The sequence below is a fragment of the Microscilla marina ATCC 23134 genome (genome assembly GCF_000169175.1).
Lineage (GTDB): Bacteria > Bacteroidota > Bacteroidia > Cytophagales > Microscillaceae > Microscilla > Microscilla marina.
The window spans coordinates 1-21,048 of sequence record NZ_AAWS01000014.1 but is presented as its reverse complement, the minus strand read 5'-3'; the positions used below and the strand labels follow the sequence as shown (position 1 = coordinate 21,048).

18 protein-coding genes and 1 tRNA gene are annotated in these 21,048 nt (G+C 40.4%); 12 read left to right on the top strand and 7 right to left on the bottom strand.

Annotation, left to right across the window (positions count from 1 at the left end; translation table 11 throughout):
* Positions 1 to 2 precede the first annotated feature (2 nt).
* The 3 genes from M23134_RS14515 to M23134_RS14505 all read left to right on the top strand — a co-directional run bounded on the left by M23134_RS14515 (position 3) and on the right by M23134_RS14505 (position 2,898).
* A complete protein-coding gene (locus M23134_RS14515; RefSeq protein WP_002697361.1) occupies positions 3 to 836 on the top strand; it encodes a hypothetical protein in 834 nt (277 codons plus the stop codon).
* A 4-nt stretch (positions 837 to 840) separates the two neighbouring features.
* Positions 841 to 1,725 carry a hypothetical protein gene (locus M23134_RS14510; RefSeq protein WP_002697360.1) on the top strand — a complete coding sequence of 295 codons (885 nt, stop codon included), beginning with the start codon at positions 841 to 843 and terminating at the stop codon, positions 1,723 to 1,725.
* 138 nt (positions 1,726 to 1,863) lie between these two features.
* Complete coding sequence (locus M23134_RS14505; RefSeq protein WP_002697358.1) at positions 1,864 to 2,898, top strand: hypothetical protein; 1,035 nt, start codon at positions 1,864 to 1,866, stop codon at positions 2,896 to 2,898.
* Positions 2,899 to 2,961: 63 nt separating this feature from the next.
* On the opposite strand, the gene M23134_RS14500 is transcribed toward M23134_RS14505, so the two are convergent.
* The 5 genes from M23134_RS14500 to murI form a co-directional block, all read right to left on the bottom strand.
* The gene (locus M23134_RS14500) at positions 2,962 to 3,390 is read right to left on the bottom strand and encodes a VOC family protein (protein WP_002697356.1); all 429 of its coding nucleotides are present in this window, start codon (positions 3,388 to 3,390) and stop codon (positions 2,962 to 2,964) included.
* A 24-nt stretch (positions 3,391 to 3,414) separates the two neighbouring features.
* Entirely contained in the window at positions 3,415 to 4,329 is a 915-nt protein-coding gene (locus tag M23134_RS14495) for an SDR family NAD(P)-dependent oxidoreductase (protein WP_002697353.1), read from the bottom strand.
* A gap of 153 nt (positions 4,330 to 4,482) precedes the next feature.
* A complete protein-coding gene (locus M23134_RS14490) occupies positions 4,483 to 6,012 on the bottom strand; it encodes a serine hydrolase (protein WP_002697348.1) in 1,530 nt (509 codons plus the stop codon).
* Between the two features lie 371 nt (positions 6,013 to 6,383).
* The gene (locus tag M23134_RS14485) at positions 6,384 to 7,676 is read right to left on the bottom strand and encodes a leucine-rich repeat domain-containing protein (RefSeq protein ID WP_198145024.1); all 1,293 of its coding nucleotides are present in this window, start codon (positions 7,674 to 7,676) and stop codon (positions 6,384 to 6,386) included.
* Between the two features lie 465 nt (positions 7,677 to 8,141).
* On the bottom strand, positions 8,142 to 8,948 hold the full coding sequence (gene murI, locus M23134_RS14480) for a glutamate racemase (RefSeq protein WP_002697344.1): 807 nt from the start codon (positions 8,946 to 8,948) through the stop codon (positions 8,142 to 8,144).
* A gap of 228 nt (positions 8,949 to 9,176) precedes the next feature.
* On the opposite strand from murI, the gene M23134_RS14475 reads away from it, so the two are divergent.
* The 8 genes from M23134_RS14475 to M23134_RS14440 all read left to right on the top strand — a co-directional run bounded on the left by M23134_RS14475 (position 9,177) and on the right by M23134_RS14440 (position 16,644).
* On the top strand, positions 9,177 to 10,109 hold the full coding sequence (locus tag M23134_RS14475) for a cobalamin-binding protein (protein ID WP_002697343.1): 933 nt from the start codon (positions 9,177 to 9,179) through the stop codon (positions 10,107 to 10,109).
* Between the two features lie 15 nt (positions 10,110 to 10,124).
* Entirely contained in the window at positions 10,125 to 11,093 is a 969-nt protein-coding gene (locus M23134_RS14470) for an MBL fold metallo-hydrolase (RefSeq protein ID WP_045113612.1), read from the top strand.
* A gap of 419 nt (positions 11,094 to 11,512) precedes the next feature.
* Positions 11,513 to 11,821: a hypothetical protein gene (locus M23134_RS14465; protein WP_002697337.1), complete on the top strand. Its 309-nt coding sequence runs from the start codon at positions 11,513 to 11,515 to the stop codon at positions 11,819 to 11,821.
* 201 nt (positions 11,822 to 12,022) lie between these two features.
* Positions 12,023 to 12,895: an AraC family transcriptional regulator gene (locus tag M23134_RS14460; RefSeq protein ID WP_002697335.1), complete on the top strand. Its 873-nt coding sequence runs from the start codon at positions 12,023 to 12,025 to the stop codon at positions 12,893 to 12,895.
* 6 nt (positions 12,896 to 12,901) lie between these two features.
* Positions 12,902 to 13,231 (top strand): DUF1801 domain-containing protein, encoded by a 330-nt coding sequence (locus tag M23134_RS14455; protein ID WP_002697333.1) that lies wholly within the window; start codon positions 12,902 to 12,904, stop codon positions 13,229 to 13,231.
* A 3-nt stretch (positions 13,232 to 13,234) separates the two neighbouring features.
* Positions 13,235 to 14,227, top strand: a complete 993-nt coding sequence (locus M23134_RS14450) for a BtrH N-terminal domain-containing protein (protein WP_002697331.1) — start codon at positions 13,235 to 13,237, stop codon at positions 14,225 to 14,227.
* A gap of 148 nt (positions 14,228 to 14,375) precedes the next feature.
* Positions 14,376 to 15,464 carry a D-alanine--D-alanine ligase family protein gene (locus M23134_RS14445; protein ID WP_002697328.1) on the top strand — a complete coding sequence of 363 codons (1,089 nt, stop codon included), beginning with the start codon at positions 14,376 to 14,378 and terminating at the stop codon, positions 15,462 to 15,464.
* A gap of 562 nt (positions 15,465 to 16,026) precedes the next feature.
* A complete protein-coding gene (locus tag M23134_RS14440) occupies positions 16,027 to 16,644 on the top strand; it encodes a hypothetical protein (RefSeq protein ID WP_002697327.1) in 618 nt (205 codons plus the stop codon).
* Between the two features lie 916 nt (positions 16,645 to 17,560).
* On the opposite strand, the gene M23134_RS14435 is transcribed toward M23134_RS14440, so the two are convergent.
* Both M23134_RS14435 and M23134_RS14430 read right to left on the bottom strand, forming a co-directional pair.
* Positions 17,561 to 17,634: transfer RNA gene (locus tag M23134_RS14435), tRNA-Arg, on the bottom strand.
* 141 nt (positions 17,635 to 17,775) lie between these two features.
* Complete coding sequence (locus M23134_RS14430) at positions 17,776 to 18,390, bottom strand: cytochrome c oxidase subunit 3 (protein ID WP_002697325.1); 615 nt, start codon at positions 18,388 to 18,390, stop codon at positions 17,776 to 17,778.
* A gap of 504 nt (positions 18,391 to 18,894) precedes the next feature.
* Between M23134_RS14430 and M23134_RS38145 the strand changes: the two genes are divergently transcribed.
* Complete coding sequence (locus tag M23134_RS38145) at positions 18,895 to 20,397, top strand: serine/threonine protein kinase (protein ID WP_002697323.1); 1,503 nt, start codon at positions 18,895 to 18,897, stop codon at positions 20,395 to 20,397.
* Positions 20,398 to 21,048 lie beyond the last annotated feature (651 nt).

The window sequence follows — 21,048 nt, the reverse complement described above, 5'->3', positions numbered from 1 at the left end:
TGATGATGAAGCACACCATTACTCGCATTTATGAAATAGTTGTCCTGCTCATTGTCTTGGGGTGCTTGGGGCAAATACTTTGGGGCGCACCTACGTATGATGCTCAACTTAGTGAGCTGCAAACGGCTATGAACATAAGCTGGCAGCAAGGGCACAAGAAGGCAGTGGAAGACATGGAGAACTTAGAGGAGGATGTACACAAAAATGGCAACCCTAGAGAGGAGTTGGAAAGCATAAAACGCGCGCAATTACTCATCAAAAAAACTACGAAAATCAATGGCTTATTTGAGCGCACAAACAATCAGTGGCACAATGGTAAACAAGGGTTTGATGCCTTGAAAAGGGCTGTAAAAAAACATGCAGATTGGATCAATAGCGAATTTGGCGACTTTGATTTGGAACTAGTTGACCCAAAGCATGCTTTGGCAAAGTACCCTCACCGAAGTAACGCTACCACCATTGCTACCAAGGCGCTCATTGCTGAGAAAAAGCTACAGATACAGCGTTTGCAGGCAGTGATATTAAGAAAGCTAGGAGTAGATGAGATTACCTTTACTGGATGTGGTCTTAGAAGTTGGCAGCGCGTTGTACCTCAAACGAATGTAGTGCAAGTGGGCGATACATACACTGCTGACCTGTTTTTGGTCAAAATACGGCGTTATGGCTCATTAACCACCCGAATGTATTATAACAACAAAATTACAGGGGACGGCGCTGTACGTTTTGAAGTGCTCCAACGAGGCAAACAATATTGGGAGGCTAAGTTTAGGTATTATACAGTAGATGGAAAAAAAGATACTACTATAGTACAAAAAGTGTATTATGAGGTAAAATAACTTGATGATGAAGCACCCCATTACTCGCATTTATGAAATAGTTGTCCTGCTCATTGTCTTGGGGTGCTTGGGGCAAATACTTTGGGACACGCCTACGTATGACCTGCAACTCGGTGACCTGCAAACGGCTATGAAAGCAATTTGGCAGCAAGGGCACAAGAAGGCAGGGAAAGCCATGGAAAACTTAAAGGAGGATGTACACAAAAATGGTAATTCAAGAGAAGGACGCGAAAGAATAAAACGCGCGCAATTACTCATCAAAAAAACTACGAAACTCAATGGCTTATTTGAGCGCACAAACAATCAGTGGCACAATGGTAAACAAGGGTTTGATGCCTTGAAAAAAGCGCTAAAAAAACATACAGATTGGATCAATAGCGAATTTAACGACCTTGATTTGGCACCAGTTGACCCAAAGCATACTTTGGCAAAGTACCCTCACCGAAGTAACGCTACCACCATTGCTACCAAGGCGCTCATTGCTGAGAAAAAGCTACAGATACAGCGTTTGCAGGCAATGATATTAAGAAAGCTAGGAGCGGGTGACTTGAGTGTTTCTATTAGCGATAGGTACTTTCGCCCAGGCGTTATTCCAACACTCAACCAAATACAAGTAGGTGATCGTTACCAAGCCGATATGATATTATCAGGAACAGCATCCCGTTCAATCCCCAGGTTCAGTATTTATAAAATCCCTTTACCTGTAAATGAGGGAAAAAGTGAAGTGATTTTTAAAACCCAAGGCGTAGGCAAACAATATTGGGAGGCAAGATTTCGGTTTAATTCTCGAGGAAAAGATATTACTATAGTACAAAAAGTGTATTATGAGGTATTGCCTCAAGGTAATAAACAAAGCAAAAAAGCACTCCAAACAAGTATAAATAACTGACCTTTCCCATGTCAAAAATTTTAGGCAACGAATACAGCAAAGTAAATATACCAACCCAAAAGCCTGTCAAGTTTTATTGGCAAGATAAAATCACCTATCGTAGGTAATGGACGATTTTCAAGTTTTTACTATTAACCCATGAACACAGAAGAAAACGAACCCACTCAAAAAGAAGCCCTAAAAAACAACTTGAAGGCTCCAAGGCGCAAACGAATCATTCGGTTTTCGGTGGTTACCCTGGCGCTCATTTTATCGCTCGGTGCTTGGTATTATACCCACTACCGAGTCCCCGAACCTTTGATACAAAAATTTGTGCTTATCAACAGTACTTTAGAGCATTCGCTGGTCAATTACAAGCGGGAAAGCGATCAATCACTTCAATCGCTCAAAAGAGATGTAAAGAAGGGGGGGAATGCCCTCAAAGGCTTGGAATTGATTAAACGGGCAGAGATGCTCAAGAAAAAGTCGACAGAGATCATAAGCGAGCTCACCAAAAACAAACAACGCTTGATAAATGAAGCGGGAGACGGGCTTGATGAAAAAACATATACAGTAAAACGCCCCCAAGCCAAGCTCAGGGTAAGTAAGCTAATGGTAGGCATGCTGGGTAGCCCCAAAGGAGTAGCCTATACGCTTGAAAAAAAGCTCAATGCTTATAGCCATTGGCTAAACAATGAATATAAAGATTTGTTCAAAAAGCCCTTGCCTTTGCTTACCAAAAACCCTGAAGCACCCAAAGGCAACTTTGTATATGATAACTTTTGGCAAAAGCCTGTGGTAGTAGCATTGGCAAAGCTTACTCAACTGCAACACCAAGTATTGAACGATCAACAAAATATACTCACCCAATTGCATGTCCAACAGCCGGCTACCGAGGATATTAAATTTGACAGAATATATACTGGAGTGAGCGCAGAAAGCAATATTTTATGGTCGGGCGATACCTACCGTGCCAATATGGTGATAGCTGCTGTACCCAGCAAAGCAAACGCAAAAATGACGGTAAACGGCGAACCCATTAAAGTAGAAAACGGCATAGGCAAAGTGCGCTTTAAGACCACCTACCCATTGGGGCGTAAATATTGGGAAGGTACCATTACTTTTAAAAACAAAGGAAGAGATACTACCTTTAGGGTAAAAAAAGAGTATGTGGTGATTCCACGCATGAAATAACCTATACAAAACGGGATTGTGGCAATATACATTCCCGTTTTTTGGTTTAGCCCAACAAATATTTTACTTGGTGGTCTTGTCTCCGTGACTTTTGGTAAACACCTCATCTACTGGTTCCCAAAGCTCAATTTTATTGTTTTCAGGATCCAATATGTGCACAAACTTACCGTAATCAAAGGTCTCTATTTCATCCAACACAGTGACTCCTTGTGCCTTGAGCTCTTCTACCAGTTCTTCCAGGTTTTCTACTCTATAGTTTACCATAAACTCTTTTTTGGAAGGGGCAAAGTAGGTAGTATCCTGCGAGAATGGGCTCCATTGTAAATACCCTGGTTTTTCGGGAGCGTCTGCTTGCCGAAACTCAAACAAAGCGCCGTATTGATCGGTACGCAAACCCAGGTGTTGGTGATACCAGGTTTTCATTTGGTCAGGGTTTTGGCATTTAAAAAATATGCCTCCTATACCCGTTACTTTCTTTTTTTGTGTTGACATGGGGTTGTTCAGTGAAGGGTTAAATTATTCAATTTTTTCATTGATCTTCAAGTGGGCAAGTTCTTCGCTGCGCCACCATAGTTTTTGGGCTTGTTTTTTATCATAGCTCTGCTTCGACGATGGCTTTTCCTTGAACCCATCATAGTATTTGCCACTTGCGTTTGCTTCACTAATAAGCGAAGCAAGCGCCTTGCCCGACTCGTTGGCAGTGCGAATGGCTTTAGAGAACCGACTAAATAAGGGCAACACATTGAACCACAAAAACTTACTTACAGGCGAAGAGTTTTTGCCCAGCCCGGTGCCCGGTATAAACCCAGGGTTAAAAGCATTTACCAAAATATGTTGACGGTGGGTTTTCTTGAGCTCTTCTGCCAGGTGATACACAAACAACACATTACAAAGCTTAGAATTGGCATAACGCAATGCTCCTTCTTTCTCCCAATTGATCACCCGTGAGTCATCGGGGTAGGCAAGCTCTAGTGCCCGCTCATAATAAGGTGGCGGATGATACCCTTGTATATCTGGGTTGTGCGCATCAGACGATACCACAGCTATGCGCTGCAGGTTTTGGGCTTTGCCAAGTAGTAAGTTTACCAACAAAAAATGTCCCAGGTGATTTACTCCAAAGGTTTCTTCTATTCCATCTTGAGTAAACCGGGTAGGGTGTGCATAAGAAATGCCTGCGTTGCATACGACTCCATAAACATTATTAAGCGGTGTATTCAGGCAAAACTTACGAATATGATTGAATGAAGCCAGGTCTAGATGAGCAATTTTAGTGCGTTTTTTCCCGGTTTTTTTATGCAGCCACTTCTGAGCTTTTGCTGCTTTTTTTAGGTTACGACAAGCCAACACTACTGCATAGTCTTGCAACAGCAAATGTTTGGAAGTATACAATCCCAAACCCGAATTGGCTCCGGTAACAATCACAGTTTTCATAGTTTTACAGACTTATGGTGGTTTGGCTTGGTGTATGAACACCAACAAATTTTTGATTGATTTTGTTTGTGAATTGCAGCGCAGGTTTACAGGTTATTTTAATATACTCATTTTTGCGGATTTTTTCAGTATTTATCCAAAGTAAAGTCAAGTTTATCGAGGTGATTTTTTCAAAAATTTATAGGTGGTATACTCCACAAAACCGTTTACACTCAATACAAAGCTTTTTACTTTGCCATTGCTTACCTCAAAAGGGAACGCCTTCACCCCTAGCAGGTAGTCAGAATAAGTACACAAAAAATGGTTATCTTTCAGGTACTCAAGTTGACCTTTCAGCTGGGGGTGGTTAGCAAAATGCAAGATCAGTTTTCCCTTACGCTTCTTTATCTCAACCTCTCCGTACACTTTGTTATGGTATTTTCCTGCAAACTTTTTCAATGCAATGTTAGGCGAGTTCTTTTGAGCCACTACCTTTTTTAAAGAATCAATTAACTCTTGTTCTGTCTGTTTTTTTGCTACAAATTTTTGGTATAATTGAGCGTCATTGTTTTTTACAGGCACTTTCAAAAACAAATCTCTTAACTTATCGGTCAAATGTTCAAAAAAGTTGTTTTGGTCACTGTTTGTCAACACTACTATGCCTAGTTTATCTTCTGGCACAAACACCACTGACGATAAAAAGCCGTTAACGCCTCCTGTGTGTGAATAAACCAGTTTACCCTTGCGGTCGTTGATGCTCAACCCCAAACCATACAAGTAAAAATGAGTTGCTTTTTGGTGCCGTTGGTTGGTGCCCAAAATAGATTGGGGAATACGTGTAATACGAAATACCCGTCCCGGAATAAGCTGTTTACCGTTGGGCTTGCCATCATATACCTGGGCATTTAGCCAAGTGGCCATGTCTTGGACATTGGATGCCATACTACCTGCGGGCGCAAGGTTATCAATGTTGATGATGGGTACACTGGCCAGTTTGCCTGCTACCAACGAATGAGGCTGAGCAATGTTAGAGGCTTTGGCAAACTCTTCTGACAACATCAAAGTTTCATTCATCCCCAACGGCTTCAGTATCTGTGACCGTATGTAGGTTTCCCAGCTTTGCCCAGCTACCTTGGCGGTAAGCTCTCCGGCTGCCACAAAAGCTGCATTACAATACCCCCAGCGGGTACGTAAACTATAGGGTGCGTCAATCAATCCCATTTTTTGCACTACTTCTGTCCGCGAAAGCTTAGAACCCCAATAGACAAAATCTCCTTGAAATGTTTTGAATCCCAATCTGTGCGACAACAAGTCGGCAATACTGGCTTCTTTGGCAGCCAGTGGGTCTTTGAGCCTAAAAGATGGCAACCACTTTTGTACCCGATCGTTTAGGTTGAGCTTACGGCGGGCGTGCAACAAGGCTATAGCCGTACCAGTAAAAGCTTTAGTGTTAGACCCGATCATAAACAAGGTATGCTTATCTACTTTTTGCTTGCCTCCCACTTTGGTTACCCCATAACCTTTCATAAAAACTGTTTTTCCGTCTTTGACAATGGCTATAGCAAGCCCAGGAATTTGCCATCTTTGCATGTTTTCCTGAATGTTTTTGTCAATACGCTGCAAAAGTTCATTATTATCTACGCCTTGAGCCAAGGTATAGTGACTCACAAAAACGAATACCAACCAGGCAAATACTCTTTTCATAAGATTATAATTTTAGGTAAGGAGAATTACTATCATTACAAGATAGCTTTTTTGGGGCAATACTCCGCAGTGATTTTAGTCAAAGTTGTTTGCTGGTTCTCAGTTATTTACGAATTTAAAAACTATTTAATTGGGTGTTTGGGCGTAAAACCGACACACTTTTAAAAATAAACTGAGTAAGCAATCTTAATATAAAATACTGGTTTACAGTATTTAACAAGGTAAACATTTACTCGAATCAGCTATCGACTAAATACTATTGGGGGGAGTACACCAAAATAAAATTGATGTAGGCAGGTATAAAAACACCAAAGGCTTTGCCCTATCCAACAGATAGAACAAAGCCTTTGTCAAAAGAGCGGAAATGAGGTTTAATGAAAGCTTACCAAGGCATTCGGAAACCAAGCCTTAATTTTGAGTTGCTCAGTTTTGGGCAACCTGTTTTTGCCCAGGTATAGCTCTATCAGGTTATTCAACGAATGAATACGCTTGGGCAAACTTGATAGCTGATTTTGGTATAAATCCAGTTTACGCAAGTTGGTGAGCAAGGCTACCTTGGGGCTAAGCGATTTCAAATGATTGTTGCGCAAGTCTAAATCTCTTAACCCTTGTAAAAACACAATCTGCCCCGAAAGTTTTTGTAAGTTATTGCCCGATAGGTCAAGCTTCTGCAAACCCTCCAGGTTACCCAATACGTCAAACACTTGTGCATAATCAAGCTGCGGGTTTTGGCTTAGGCTTAATACTTTCAAGTTGGTAAGTTTGACAAACCGTTTGGGTAGCTGAGTAAAACGGTTTTTAGCCAGCGAGAGTACATGTAAGTTTTTTAACAAACTTAACTCTTCGGGCAATTTGCTCAAGTAATTATTTTGCAGGTAAAGTTCCTGTAAGTTAAGCATCATTCCTACCTCCATTGGTAGCTCCTTTATATTATTGTTAGTAAGGTTAAGTACACGCAGATGGGGTAGTTTTGCCAGTACTGCCAACACTTCTTCATAGTTGAGGTGGGGGTTAGAACCCAAGTAAAGTTCTTCGAGATTTTGTAGCTGCCATGCGTTTTTATCAAACTTATGCAAAGCATTTTGGTGCAAATTCAATATGCGCAAATGCCCTAACTTGCCAATGTTGGCTGGTACAAACTGCACCTGGTTGTGGTATAAGTCTAGTACTTGTAAGTTGGCAAGTGTAGTAATACAAGCCGGGATTTGGCTCAATTGGTTAGACTGTAAGTATACCTCTTTGAGCTTGGTAAGTTTACTCACCGTGGCAGGCAACGTACGCAACTTGTTTTTGTATAAATTAAGTACCTCAAGCTGCGACAAAAGCCCTATTTCGGGTGGCAGCATGGAGAGTTTGCTATAGGCCAGGTGTAGCTTACGCAAATAAGGTAACTTGGTCAATTGTCTAAAAACTTCAGCTAAGTTCAAGTCAGGGTTTTGGCTCAGGTTCAGCTCTTCCAGGTTGGTCAAAGCAGTGATGGTCTGAGGCAAACGGGTAATTTTGGTATTGAACAAGTCCAGTATTACCAGGTTTTTAAACTTTTGGATGTCACTGGGCACTGCCAAGAGCTTTTGCTCGCTCAAGTCAAGATGTTTTACTTTATTAGGTTCCTGCAGGGCTTGTTCCAGCGACCTATATATTTTGTAGGCGTCGGGCTCAGCCATTTTATAAATTTTTTGGGCCTTGGTTGAATGCGCAAAAAAAGCTGATAGCAGTACGACAAAAAGGGTTTTATAACTTAAGTTGAATATTCGTTTTCTCATAACTACCGTAAATTTGTGTTTGAGAGCTTGTTTAAAACATTCGTATTTAGCGTGATTTTCGATGAGTTTTGTGCTCATATGAGTGCAAAAATCGCGTAAAACATCTATTAGGTGAAGTTTAAACAAGCTCTGAGGTCATCTTTGTAATAGTATAGCCGTTGGCGTTTGGTTATTTGTTATCTATAGTTCGTTTTATACACTAAACAGGACAATTAATAGAAAGTAGTTTACCTACAACAGTTGCACAAAGCAACCTGTCAAAATCAAATAATTTATACAGTTTAGGGCATTACATATATAAAGGTGTCAAGTTAATATACGTTTTTTACAAGATTACGGCAGTCTCATGTACCAAAGTAAGCCTTTTTACTCCCATAAAGGATAGTGCGTCAATTGTACATGCTTGCCAAAAAACAACTGGGTAGAAGTTTCAAAAGATTGAGTAAAGTCTGAAACATAAAACTTTTGCAACACTTTGCCAGTCTTGTTGGTCAGGTTATGCATTTCCAACATTCCCTTAAGCGAACTTGCTACGATCTCTGACGAGTCGAGCACTTCTACCTTGGTGTTATAAAATTTTTGGATAGACGCTTTGATCAAAGGATAATGTGTACAACCCAAAATCAAGGCGTCAATGTCCTGTAATTCTTCTCGTGACAAATAGGTCTCAATGATTTCTGCCCGAATACTGTTCTTGAAAAAATTCTCCTCGATCATAGGCACCAACAATGGGGTTGCCAACGACCTAAGGTCTATACCTGCCCCTAGTTGGTCTACCTTTTTTTTGTATACATTCGACAAAATAGTTTGCTTGGTACCTATCAACCCTACATTCTTGCCTGCATATACATCGTTTATGTAATTGATCATGGGCTCTATCACATTCATTACCTTAGCCCGGCTACCTACATACTCTTTTACCAAGTCATAAGCGGCTACCGATGCAGAGTTACAAGCCATCAATATTACTTTACAGTTTTGCTGAAGCAATACGTTGCATATTTTGATGGCATACGCCTGAAGTGCAGCTGTAGACTTATCGCCATAAGGCAAATGAGCCGTATCGCCAAAGTATATGATGCTTTCTTGTGGCAACAACTGGCGCACAGCACGTGCTACAGTCAACCCTCCTATTCCGCTGTCAAATATGCCAATAGCATTGGAGGTATCCATGCGTGACATTTTTGTTGGTGTATACATTCTTTTATGCGTTTTTTACCAAAAAAGTAATTGCAACAAAGGTCTGTTTTCTTTGAAAAAAAAAGATTCCAATGTAATATTTTGTAAGTTTTCAGCATTATTCACTCTTCAAACGCCCTATATTATCAAGGTTTAAACACATAATGTAAACATTGTGTATAATCTCTTGTATTTTTGTTTTCTCAGAAAAACACCCATTCCATGAACAAGATTATATCGCTTTTGCCCAGCGCCACCGAGATAGTATGTGCTTTGGGCTTTCAAGATCAATTGGTTGGTAGGTCACACGAATGTGATTACCCGGTAGGTATCACCAATTTGCCCGTATGCACCGAAGCCAAGTTTCCGCAAGGCAGTAGTGCCGAAATAGACCAAAGTGTAGGTGCTTTGGTACAAAAAGGCTTGTCGGTATATGAAGTATACAATGAGGTACTGGAAAAGCTCGCACCCGATTTCGTAGTTACTCAGTCGCAATGTGAGGTATGCGCAGTAAGTATGAAAGATGTAGAAGCCGCCGTATGCCAGTTAATCAGCTCTAACCCACAGATTATCAACCTCGAACCAGTAGGTTTTCAGGACGTATTCAACGATATATTGGCGGTAGGTAAAGCTTTGGGAGTACCCCAAAAAGCCCAGCAATTGGTCACTAGCTTATTGGCAAGAATTGATTCAGTAGAGCAAACCACCCAACCTATTGCCCGTAAAAAAAGAGTGGCTTGTATAGAATGGCTTTCTCCTTTGATGAATGCCGCCAACTGGGTGCCCACTTTGGTAGAAAAAGCGGGGGGAGTCAATTTATTTGGCAAAGAAGCCCAGCACTCGCACTATATCCAATGGGCTGACATTGAGCAACAAAACCCTGACGTGATCTTAATTATGCCTTGTGGGTTTGGTATTGAGCGTACCCTGCAAGAGATTAACCTATTAACAGATTTGCCTGGTTGGAAAGAACTGCCTGCTGTACAAAACGGGCAAGTATACCTGACCGATGGCAATCAGTATTTTAACCGCCCTGGTCCTCGCTTGGCTGATTCGGTAGAAATTATCAGCGAAATTTTATACCCTGAAACATTTGGGCGAAAGCACCCCAAAAAAGACTGGATAAGTTTAGATGAAGCATTGATTACAACTTAAACTTGATACCCTCAGATGACAACATTTAGTACTCCCAATATGGTCGAAGGGCACCCTTTTCGGCAATGGCGAAAATGGACTATCCCTAATACCACATTTACTATAGAAGGCTATTCACGCTCGGGTGATAAAACCTTTTTTTATATTCCACAGCTCAAGCTTTGCCTCGATGCTGCACTCGCCGAAGGCAGGCAGGGCGACTATGTGTTGGTAACCCACACTCACAACGACCACATTGCGGATATAGAGTATCTGGCGAGTCGCAATGGGGTACAAATTTATTTACCCAAAGCTTCTCAAAATTATTTAGAAGAATACATCATTGCCCGACGCTGTCTTAACCACTCGGCACCTTACAACCCTCGCTTACGTGGCAGTTACAGTATTACGGGAGTTGCTGGTGGAGACACATTTTACATAGGTAAAAACGATCGGTATCAGGTAAAAGTGGTTAATTGTGAACATAGTATTGTATGTGTGGGCTATGCTTTTGCCGAGAAAAAACAAAGGCTCAAGCCTGAATATGAGGCATTGAAACAGCAAAAAATGGCGGAGGGCAAAATGCAAGAGTTTGGACAGTTGATGGCGCAAAAAAAGCAAGAAGCCAAGCAAAAAGGCGAAACAGTGGAAGAAACTTATTACCAACCATTGTTTGTGTTTATGGGCGACACCCACGCCTCGGTTTTTGATAACAATGCGTGGCTATTTGACTACCCTACCATTATTACAGAGTGTACTTTTCTGAAACCAGTCAATGAGGCTTACGCCAACGAACGTTGCCACACACACTGGAAACACCTTAAGCCACACATCAATCAACATCCAAAGTGTCAGTTTGTGCTTACCCACTTTAGTTTTCGATATACCAGCCAAGAGATTGTCAATTTCTTTGAACAAGAACTTACTCAAAGTCAAACAAATAATGTATTGATCTGGCTCTCAAGTGATACCCTGCTCCCGCAACAACACGAGAGCAAAAAATAATGACTGAGCTTTTATTGTTTACTTCCCACCAACAATACTTAAAGTCTACTAGAGGATTTCAAACAAAAAAAATACACCGCTTCATAAAGTTCAAACTTAGTATTACACAAAAACTGTTTTAATCACAATTTACGCTAAAAAAATTTGGTAGTTTGGGACAATGTCTACACAAAGAGCGTATTGACCGATTATATACCAAATAAGCAAAACAAAAATGCACGTAACATTTGCTTAAAAATAAGGTAATTTGGGCTTAACAAAAATCATATTCCTATTGGAAAATAACACATTAGCCTATTATCTTCGTTGTGTGTTAGTGCAACTATTTCAAGGGGTAATTCCCTTTATAATATACGCTTATTTCAGGGAGCGCAAAATGTGTATGTTTTGCTCCCACAAGCAATAACTACTATAATACTATGGTTTTAAACGATGTATATGTAAAATGGCAAGAGGAGGCCCCTCTTGGCTCTATAAGCCCTGACGGCAATAAGGTGAAGCTAAACGATAGCCACGGTTATCCTCAGGAGCTTGAAGTGATTTATTTTACAAGCAACGATCGTCAAGTAGCTTGTGTTGGTCTTGAAGGGCACTATTATTATCAGGTAAGCGACAAGGAATGGCTCCATTACGAAGAAATTCCTTACCCTGATTTTGACAAGTATGCTTTTGACTTTACACCTAGCAGCAATGATGTTTCTTACAAAATCAGGGCTACTTATGTGTAAACTGTCTACACAACTTTTAAGATAATTAATTAGTACTTAGATTTGAAAGATAACGAGGGCTGAGTCATAGTCAGTCCTCTTATCGCTGCCCCTTTTCTCTTCCTAACTTTCCCTTCTTGTATTTTTTTAAGAAAGCAAAAATGAACAAGTGGCTGTCATTTGATTTGCCCATATTTGTGTTATTGAACTCCCAACACAATTATGACAAATCAACACGATCTTCATAACGACTACCAAACCCGCATTCAAAAAGTCCTGGAATACATTCGCCAGCATTTGTCTGAACCTTTAGATGTGGCACGACTTGCCGAAATAGGTAATTTCTCGGTTTTTCACTTTCACCGCATTATCAGAGCTTACCTCAACGAACCACTGGGGGCATACATTAAGCGAGTGCGTATGGAAACTGCCGCCCAGTTGCTTACTTATAGTCATACCCCTATCCACGACCTGAGCTATCAGATGGGCTACGAGCTGCCTTCTTCGTTTAGCCATGCTTTTCGCAAATATTTTGGCAAAAGCCCCCAAGCCTTTAGAGAACAGCAACAACAGTTTATTAAAAACCAACCACAAACTACCAATACTACTTTACCGGGTTTTGTCCTTACTCCCAAAATTATCGATTTACCTGCCCAACAGCTATTGAGCACCCGAATTTTAGGTAAATATGAAACCAGTGTCATTCAAAAAGCCTGGCAAAAACTGATGACGTATGTATTTGCCCAACAATTATTTTATCCTACAATGGAGATGTTTGGTATCTCGCACGACCATCCCGAAATAGCTGGTGATATATTGTACCAATACGAGGCTTGTGTAACCTTGGCAAAACCTGTGGCATCAGAAGGCGAATTTGTAGTAAAAACACTGCCTGCCGGAAAATACGCCATGTTTACCTATCAGGGGAGTTACGCTCAGTTAGACACAGTATACAACCTGGTGCTTAAGCAGTGGTTATTTAACAGTAGTTATTCATTGCGTGAAGCACCCATTTTTGACCAATACCTCAATACTCCTGACAATACTCCCGAAGAAGAGTTACTCACTAAAATATTCTTACCCATCACCTTTTAATTCATTATGAAACAGTTTGACAAAGATTTATACAGTGAACACAAAAGTTTATTCATTAAAGTCAGGACATTGTTACAATCTTATGAGGGCATCGTTGAAACCCAAAAAGTACGCATCACTACTTATACCAATGCCAATGGAGGGATATGCCACTTGCGTACTATGCCACATGGGGCAGATATTGGTTTCCTGAAGGGTAGCAAAATGGAAGATAAACCAGGCTTGCTCACTGGCAAAGGTAAAACCCTGAGGATTCTCTCTCTTACCAGCTTCAATCAAGACATACTCAAACATTACATTGAGCAAGCCATTGCTATTAACCAAACCAAAAAATAACCTATGATCATTGAAGATTTTAACCCATTTATTGGGCAACATTGCGAAACAACTGCTACCGGGAGTTTACTCAAGCAACTAGGCATCCATTTATCAGAGCCCATGCTATTTGGCTTGGGTGAGGGCTTAGGCTTCATTTTCTGGCGCACAAAATCAATGGATTATCCTTTTATAGGGGGGAGGGTTAAACCGGATCAACTTACCCAAAATATTTGCAATCATCTAGGGCTTATGCTTGAGGTAAAAGAGACTTCCTCGGTGAAAAAAGCCTGGAAAAATGTGAAAGGTTATATTGATCAAGGCAAGGCTGTAGGGCTTAAGCTAGACTGTTATCATTTAGACTATTTCACAAAAAAAATCCATTTTGCCGCACATTACGCTGCCATGTATGGTTATGACCAAACCAAGGCATATTTGATAGATACACAACCTCAGGGAAGTCAGGTAAGCACTTCGTTACCCAGTCTGGCACTTGCCCGAAGCGCCAAAGGTGCTATGGCATCACGCAACTTAAGCTATACCATTACCCATAGTGGGCAAGCATTTGATCTCAAAAAAGCCATTCAAAATGCCTTGATCAACAATGCTCAAAGGTACCTCAATCCACCCATCCAAAACCTGGGATACAAAGGCATACTCAAGACTGCCACTGAAGTAAAGCAATGGTTTGAACAAAGTAAAAACATCAAACATGAGTTTCAGACAACAGCAATGTTGATGGAACGGGCTGGTACAGGAGGGGCTTTATTTAGAAACATATACCGCGATTTTTTGAAAGAAAGTTATGAACTACTGGCGATTGATGCCTTTGCAGTGGCTTATGAACGCTTTGATAATATAGCTCAGCAATGGACCCAAGTGGCTGATTTGTTGGATCAAATAGGGCTTACTCAACACAAGGTGTTGGTAGATGAATGTGCTTACTTATTGACCACACTTTCGGCAAAAGAGCACGAGGTAATGACCCAACTATATACAGCAGCTTTGAGCATTTAAAAACACTTGTTTTGCCTTTGGAAAAACATCATTATATTGGGTTTTATTCACAACATTTTCCATCGAATACAAATCAATTGAGAAGCCTTATACCCTGCAACAATCCGAATGTAGCTCAATAAGGAACTTAGCTAAAACAAGCAAAACAATGAAAGTCAAAATAATCAGCAGCAAAGGACACTGGCGGAATGGCTGGCTCACTACTCCAGATGAGGTAAAAAGAGCCACCAATATATTACAACAAGCAGGCGTTGAAGTAACCACAACGGAGGTAGAAAACGTAGCCCAACTGGAACAAACACTGGACAACACTCCTGCTCAAACAATGATTTGGAGCAATGCCTATTATGTAAACAATGGTGATGAAAAAGCGGTATGGCTCAACGACTATGTACAAGCACGAGGCTTGCCTTTGCTTGGCTCAAATGCCCAAACGCTGCGCAACTTACTACAAAAAAATGACTGCCAACGTATTTTAAAAGAGGTTGGTTTACCTATTCCTACCCACCTTATACTTACTCGCTCAAACCTGAAAGAGGTTTCGTCTCTACTCAGTCAAAGTGCGGTGGGGTTTCCGATGGTACTCAAGCCTACTGCCGAATCGGGCAGTGTAGGCGTAAGAATGGTCACTACTTTGGAAGAAGCCAACGATGGTGTGCAACAAATACTGGCAGATTTTCCATTGAGTGAAGTAATTGCTGAAGCTTTCTTGCCAAACGATGATATTACTTGTGGTTTTTTTCGTTTGGGCAATCAAGTAATGCTATTGCCTACAGCTTATATAGTCAAAAGTGTGGCAGGTAAAACCAATATTCTGAGTCGTAAAGAACGGTTGCAGGAATGGAGTGAAAACGACAAGATACAACCTCATATTACAGAGCAACACATACTCGAACAACTCCAGCTGTACATTCCCCAAATTGTAGAAGCACTTAACATTGAAGACATCAGCCGAATAGATGGACGTTTGGACACCAAAGGGCAACTGCGTTTTTTTGACGCCAATGGGTTGCCTGCACTCGATTTTCCCGAAAGTGTAATGAACAAGCAGTGTTTTACTTGTTTTCCGGACTACAGCCAAGAGGAGGTGTACCAGGCATTGATTCATACAATTGTATACAATGCCTTGCTTAGGTATGATATGGAAGTACCTCAAGCGTTCAAAGATCACAACTTGTTTACGATGACTAGCCAGTGTATCCTGAAATTGGATGAAGTTAACCTGGCATTAGGTTAGAGACAAGAAGAGGCTGTTTCATCATTCAAGCAATGGTCAAGTTTTATTCCTGTCAGGTAAAACCTATGATGAACCAGTACCTTAAACATTAAGTAAATGCCCTATTATTTGGGATGAGTTTTGTTTTCTGACGCACTTAAAAAATCGCGCATAGCCTTAGCTACGCAAGTTTTTTTTAAGTAAAGTCAGTGGGCAAAAATCGCCGAAATAACCGAGGCTACAGTTCTACTGTGCCGAGCTCTACTTTAGCTAATGGGTTAGGTGTTTAGGAACGTGATCGCCCCGTAAACGGGATTTCGGGCATAGCCCTCAACAATAACTGTCCGGTTTAGAACATATCCTCTTTACTGACTTTTGTTACTTTTAGCCTTTGGCAGAGCTCGGCGCAGCAGGGCTGCAGCCATCGGTTTTCGCCGTAGCTATGGCTACGACTGCAAAAAGTGCCTCAGTCAGCCTCGAGTATACGCCCTCAATCTCGACACTTATTTTGAACATGTTCCTTAGTGTTTGAGGTACTAGCCTCTTTTCAATAAACTTACGAGCTTAACAAATAATATTGCGTATGACATATAGTAAGCACATCAATATTGAACAACTTGCTGAAACCTACGCCCCACAGCTGATCAACACCTTACAAACCGGTAAGCAGTTAAACATTAGCACTCCTGGCGAAGTAATCAATATTTTGCTGGACAAAATAGCCCAAGGGTTTGGCAAACTATCGGCCAGGTTGCCTCAACAAGAAATCGCTTTGTTGTACCAGTTGCTACAGTATCAAGACTTGCAAACCCTGGAAGCTGCTGCTGGTGACGAAAAATTGATGAACAATGAAATGCCTTACCACAAGATCACCCTCAAAAACCCTGGCATACAACAAGGAGAGAAGTATCGGCGGTTGCCTGTACACATTGCCGATGGTTTGTTAATCCAAGAACAAGGAAACCACCAACAACCTTATACTGGAGCAATCAAAACATCTTTGGGTTTACCCCAAAAAATATCCTATGTCATTATGCCCAATGGAGAAGTAAGGTTTGGCAACGGACATTATTATCTTGCAGGCAACTCGCCTATTGCTCTTATAGGTGCAGGGGTATTGCGTGCCCGCAATGGTAAAATTATTTCGATTATGAACGACAGCAACCATTTTCGTCCTACGCGTATGGAGTTTATCAGTTAATTGCGTTACCTGGCAAGGATTCGGGTATTACACCCCCACCTAAAGATTGACGAAGTGCCAATTACGGTGCATCAGTAAACCATTTCTTATGAGTAAATTTGAGTAAACCGGAGTATAAACATTGGAAGGTTTGTACATTACTTGTATATTGCAACTAAAATACAGAAACAGCTTATATCTAACCATTTTAAATGCTTATGCTCACTTCAACACTTCATACAGAGGTAACTATGCCAATGAGTCATAGTGTATACCCTGTGTTTCTCATACCTCTGCTTTGCCTTTGCTTCATTCAATCTATAGTTACCCAATGGGTGCCTACCTCTTCTATTCTATAAGGTTATCAGTTTTAAAATATTGACTAGCAACCATTTATGTTGTTAAATAAGCATTAAAATGTAGTGTGTATCAGTACCATCTATGTATTGTTGACAGGTATGCTCATAGCATATCTGTCAATTTCTGAAAAAAATCATAGAATATTTAATCGCAGTGTACATAATGGATGGATAATAGTAATACCTAACTAATCTTTTCCATATAAAAACCGCTTTCAGACCACTAGGTTTGGGGCGGTTTTTTTGTGAATGAGATAATCAAGAGAAATAGTAATATGAGAAGGGAGTTGGGATAGGGGCAAAAAAAAACTTGAGGGAAGGAACAATGTTCCTAACCCCCAAGATCCTTCAACCAGCTATGCAAATTTATATACTACTTTTAGCAAGTGAAGGTTTCATTATTCAATGTATTTTTTACAACATTATAGTTTACATGATTGAACGTTTGGACAACGAAGTTTATCCTTAAAGATCTGAAGCAAGGAAATAATGAGTAGGTTTTTACGAGAAGACGGGAACATCTATTAAGTAAAAAAGCCTCTGATACTATAAAATGTATCAGAGGCTTTTGATAAAAGTGCACCCGGAAGGATTCGAACCCTCAACCCCCAGAGCCGAAATCTGGTATTCTATCCAGTTGAACTACGGGTGCAATATTTATTTGACAAGCGTCAAAAAGGATTGCAAATTTAGTTAAATATTCATTACATGTACAAGCAGATAGAGGCTTTTTTAGTAAAAGTATGGAGTTTACTCTTTACTTGGTTTTATTGGTGAGTTTTAAGCAAGGCTATTATGCCCACAAAAAAAATAAAAACAGGTACAGCCACAACACATCGACAAAGTGCCAATAAATAGTTACTAGCTTGAGCCTAAGCTGATTGGGAGGGTTTATGCTATGAATGAAAGAGTCTACATAAGAGGTGTGACGGGCAATATCTATAAAAATAAGCGTAAGGAACAATATGCCCCCTAATATATGGGCAATGTGCAACCCCGAAATAATGTATATAAATGATCCTCCTAAACTGTTGGACAAGTAAACTTTTTGCGCAATGAGCTGTTGCCAGCCAACTACCTGCAAACCAATAAACAACAACCCTAAACCCAATGTTGTACCTAGCAAGATTTTGGCTCTGCGAAACTGTTCTTTTTTGACCGCCTGATTGGTTTGCCAAAGTGTAAGGCTACTTGTGATAATACTAAAGGTGCTCAACCAAAAAGCCAAAGGTAAGCTTACAGCTTGCCACTGATGTTGCCCCTTGCGCAGGCTATAAATAATGGTAAGCGCCAAAAACATAATAGAAATGCCTGCAATGGCAGTCCAAAGCATAAAAAGAAAAGGTTCACGGCGTTTAAACAAACCTTGTTCAACAGATGGTCGTTTTATCTTGGGTTTATTGGTCATAGTTTGATAAGTAAAACAGCATAAGGTGTCATTAAAACAACGTTAGGGCATTTTTTTTGGTATATCCCTTCTTGCAAACCACCTCCTTATTTGCTCAGTACTCTCCCAACATAAAGTTATATCGAAGTGTTTGATTTTTTGTAAAAAAGCCTTTGTTTTTTTGAAGGTAACAGCATATCTATTTGCTACTTTGGGGCACTCATTAAATCATTCTGCCTAAAAATTTATCATTTACAATTAATTTTTAACTTTGTAAGGATAATGGTCAATAGTCGACTCACCACCATCGACAAAATAAGCGAAGCGTTCCTAATCGTAAAAATAAAAGGATTCTTATATTTTTTAGTTGAACTTACGTTGATAAACCCAACACAGCAAATAACGCTGATTTGTGTAAGGCTAATTGCCACTCTTGTTTTGAGCAGCTATGGGTGGTATAACAAGACTAAAAACCGGATCAGTAATAGATGTGATGCTGTAGACTTACATAAATAACTATCAAAAATGATTGGCGCACAAGTACTTAATTACCGAATAGACTCAAAAATAGGCGAAGGAGGCATGGGCAGTGTTTACCTTGCTTCTCATTTGCAAATGAGGCGTAAGGCTGCTATCAAAGCTTTGCATCCTAATCTGGTAAACAATACTCAAATCAGAGAGCGGTTTCGTAATGAGGCAGAAGCAATGGCAAGCCTTAAACACCCTAATATCATTGATTTGTATGATTTTCTGGAGACCAACCAAGGCTTGTTTTTGATCATGGAGTTTATAGAGGGCAAGCCTCTGGATGACTATGTGCGCACTGTGACTGGTCCATTACCTGAAGATCGCGCCATTGCTTTGTTTACCAAAGCATTGGATGGTTTTGCTTACGCTCATGACCGAGGTATTATACACCGTGATATTAAACCTTCTAACTTGATGATTGGCAACGAAAACCAGATTAAAATTCTGGATTTTGGTATTGCCAAAATTCTAAATGATGTCAACAAAGGACTTACACGTACTGGATCTAAGATGGGTACGGTGCTTTACATGAGCCCTGAGCAGGTAAAGGGCTTATCGGCAGACCGATGCAGTGATATTTATTCGCTGGGAGTTACGCTTTTTCAGATATTAACCGGGCGCCCTCCTTACGACGAGAAAACGTCTACTGAGTATGATGTATATACCAAAATAGTAAACTCACCGTTGCCTCGTTTGCGTAAGTTTAATCCAGGTGTATCGGAGCGTATGCAAGCCATAATAGACAAAGCTACTGCCAAGGAACCACAAGAACGTTATCAGACTGCAATAGAGTTTAAACAAGCCTTGCAAAGTTTGGTACAGCAGACTATTCCGACAGGCTCTACCTTGACCACTACTGCACCTACAGGTGGCAGTGTGAACCCGCAACGCCAAGCTCCACCAAACAAGCCTCGTACACAAAACCGCAAACCTGCTCCAAAAAAAACTGCTCCTAACAATAATATTTGGTTGCCTTTGTCGGTCGTTGTTTTACTGGGAATATTGACTTATCTGGTGTTGTGGAACCCTTTAAATATCAAGCCTTTGCAAAAGATTGCGGTGTTTTCGCATGCATACAAAAAACGAAATGCTACCACAAAACAAGATAAAAAGGAGACGGTAAAGATTACATTGCGTAAGTTTTATGATGCTGCAGAAAGCCGTAATTTTGACAATATCCGTCCATTTTACCGTAAAACAATTACCAATTATTTTGGCAATAAAAACATTGACCGCGAGCGGGATTTGCGAAGTGCTTATAAGTATTCGTGGGATAAGGTAGTGACCGAGGAGCGACACAAAATTGATTGGGATAGTATGCAGTATAGCGAAGACGAAGAGGGTAACCACACCGCAATATTTGATTATACTTATGAGTATCAACCCAAAAAAGCTAAAAAACCCGAAGATCAAGGTAAAACAAAGTCTGTATCACGCAAGGCAGAAGTGCGCATGGACAAAGAATACCGGGTATACTATGTGAAAAATATCAAGAAATAAACTTGCCCAAAAGATAAAACATCTTTCAAAAGAAAGGGTTGGATGAAACCACCCAACCCTTTTGCTGACACACACATACTGGCAGAGGATGCTAAACAGCAACCAAGGCCTGGAGCCTCTGTCACCATATTCCCTCTTAATATTTTTTTACTCTACTCATATATATCACCTACACTAAAAAGCCCTTTGCTACCTACACAAAGGGCAAACATAATGACTTGACCTGGGGTAAAGCTTATGTGATGTTTGAGAAACTATTTTGTTTGAAAAACTGATATTACAAAAGTAGTTGTTAAAAGTGTTTTAGGTAAGCGTGTATCTACGGCTTTTGCGAAAACAGGTAGAAATACGGGGAGGGTAGCTGGTGTAAGTTTATGATATTTTTGGGCACAATAAAAGCCCTCGCTGTAGCAGCGAGGGCTTTTTACATAAGCTTTTGCCATTAGAAAAGTTATGTGAATTTGAAAAACTGATATTGTATAATAAGTAACGAATATAATAGGGTAGTAGTTGCCAAAAATCCCTAAAGTTTGTGCAAGTAAAACACGTGTTTTTATGGGTGAATATGCGTTTTTAACAAAATAAGTTAATTGCACAAAACCTCCACACTGCCTGTAAACAAATATAAAGTATTTTCATCTTTTTTTATAT

Excerpts from the sequence above, each read along its gene's own strand:
- M23134_RS14515 (WP_002697361.1), top strand. The coding sequence starts at position 3 with ATGATGAAGCACACCATTACTCGCATTTATGAAATAGTTGTCCTGCTC.
- M23134_RS14510 (WP_002697360.1), top strand. The coding sequence starts at position 841 with ATGATGAAGCACCCCATTACTCGCATTTATGAAATAGTTGTCCTGCTC.
- M23134_RS14505 (WP_002697358.1), top strand. The coding sequence starts at position 1,864 with ATGAACACAGAAGAAAACGAACCCACTCAAAAAGAAGCCCTAAAAAAC.
- M23134_RS14500 (WP_002697356.1), bottom strand. The coding sequence starts at position 3,390 with ATGTCAACACAAAAAAAGAAAGTAACGGGTATAGGAGGCATATTTTTT.
- M23134_RS14495 (WP_002697353.1), bottom strand. The coding sequence starts at position 4,329 with ATGAAAACTGTGATTGTTACCGGAGCCAATTCGGGTTTGGGATTGTAT.
- M23134_RS14490 (WP_002697348.1), bottom strand. The coding sequence starts at position 6,012 with ATGAAAAGAGTATTTGCCTGGTTGGTATTCGTTTTTGTGAGTCACTAT.
- M23134_RS14485 (WP_198145024.1), bottom strand. The coding sequence starts at position 7,676 with ATGGCTGAGCCCGACGCCTACAAAATATATAGGTCGCTGGAACAAGCC.
- murI (WP_002697344.1), bottom strand. The coding sequence starts at position 8,948 with ATGGATACCTCCAATGCTATTGGCATATTTGACAGCGGAATAGGAGGG.
- M23134_RS14475 (WP_002697343.1), top strand. The coding sequence starts at position 9,177 with ATGAACAAGATTATATCGCTTTTGCCCAGCGCCACCGAGATAGTATGT.
- M23134_RS14470 (WP_045113612.1), top strand. The coding sequence starts at position 10,125 with ATGACAACATTTAGTACTCCCAATATGGTCGAAGGGCACCCTTTTCGG.
- M23134_RS14465 (WP_002697337.1), top strand. The coding sequence starts at position 11,513 with ATGGTTTTAAACGATGTATATGTAAAATGGCAAGAGGAGGCCCCTCTT.
- M23134_RS14460 (WP_002697335.1), top strand. The coding sequence starts at position 12,023 with ATGACAAATCAACACGATCTTCATAACGACTACCAAACCCGCATTCAA.
- M23134_RS14455 (WP_002697333.1), top strand. The coding sequence starts at position 12,902 with ATGAAACAGTTTGACAAAGATTTATACAGTGAACACAAAAGTTTATTC.
- M23134_RS14450 (WP_002697331.1), top strand. The coding sequence starts at position 13,235 with ATGATCATTGAAGATTTTAACCCATTTATTGGGCAACATTGCGAAACA.
- M23134_RS14445 (WP_002697328.1), top strand. The coding sequence starts at position 14,376 with ATGAAAGTCAAAATAATCAGCAGCAAAGGACACTGGCGGAATGGCTGG.
- M23134_RS14440 (WP_002697327.1), top strand. The coding sequence starts at position 16,027 with ATGACATATAGTAAGCACATCAATATTGAACAACTTGCTGAAACCTAC.
- M23134_RS14430 (WP_002697325.1), bottom strand. The coding sequence starts at position 18,390 with ATGACCAATAAACCCAAGATAAAACGACCATCTGTTGAACAAGGTTTG.
- M23134_RS38145 (WP_002697323.1), top strand. The coding sequence starts at position 18,895 with ATGATTGGCGCACAAGTACTTAATTACCGAATAGACTCAAAAATAGGC.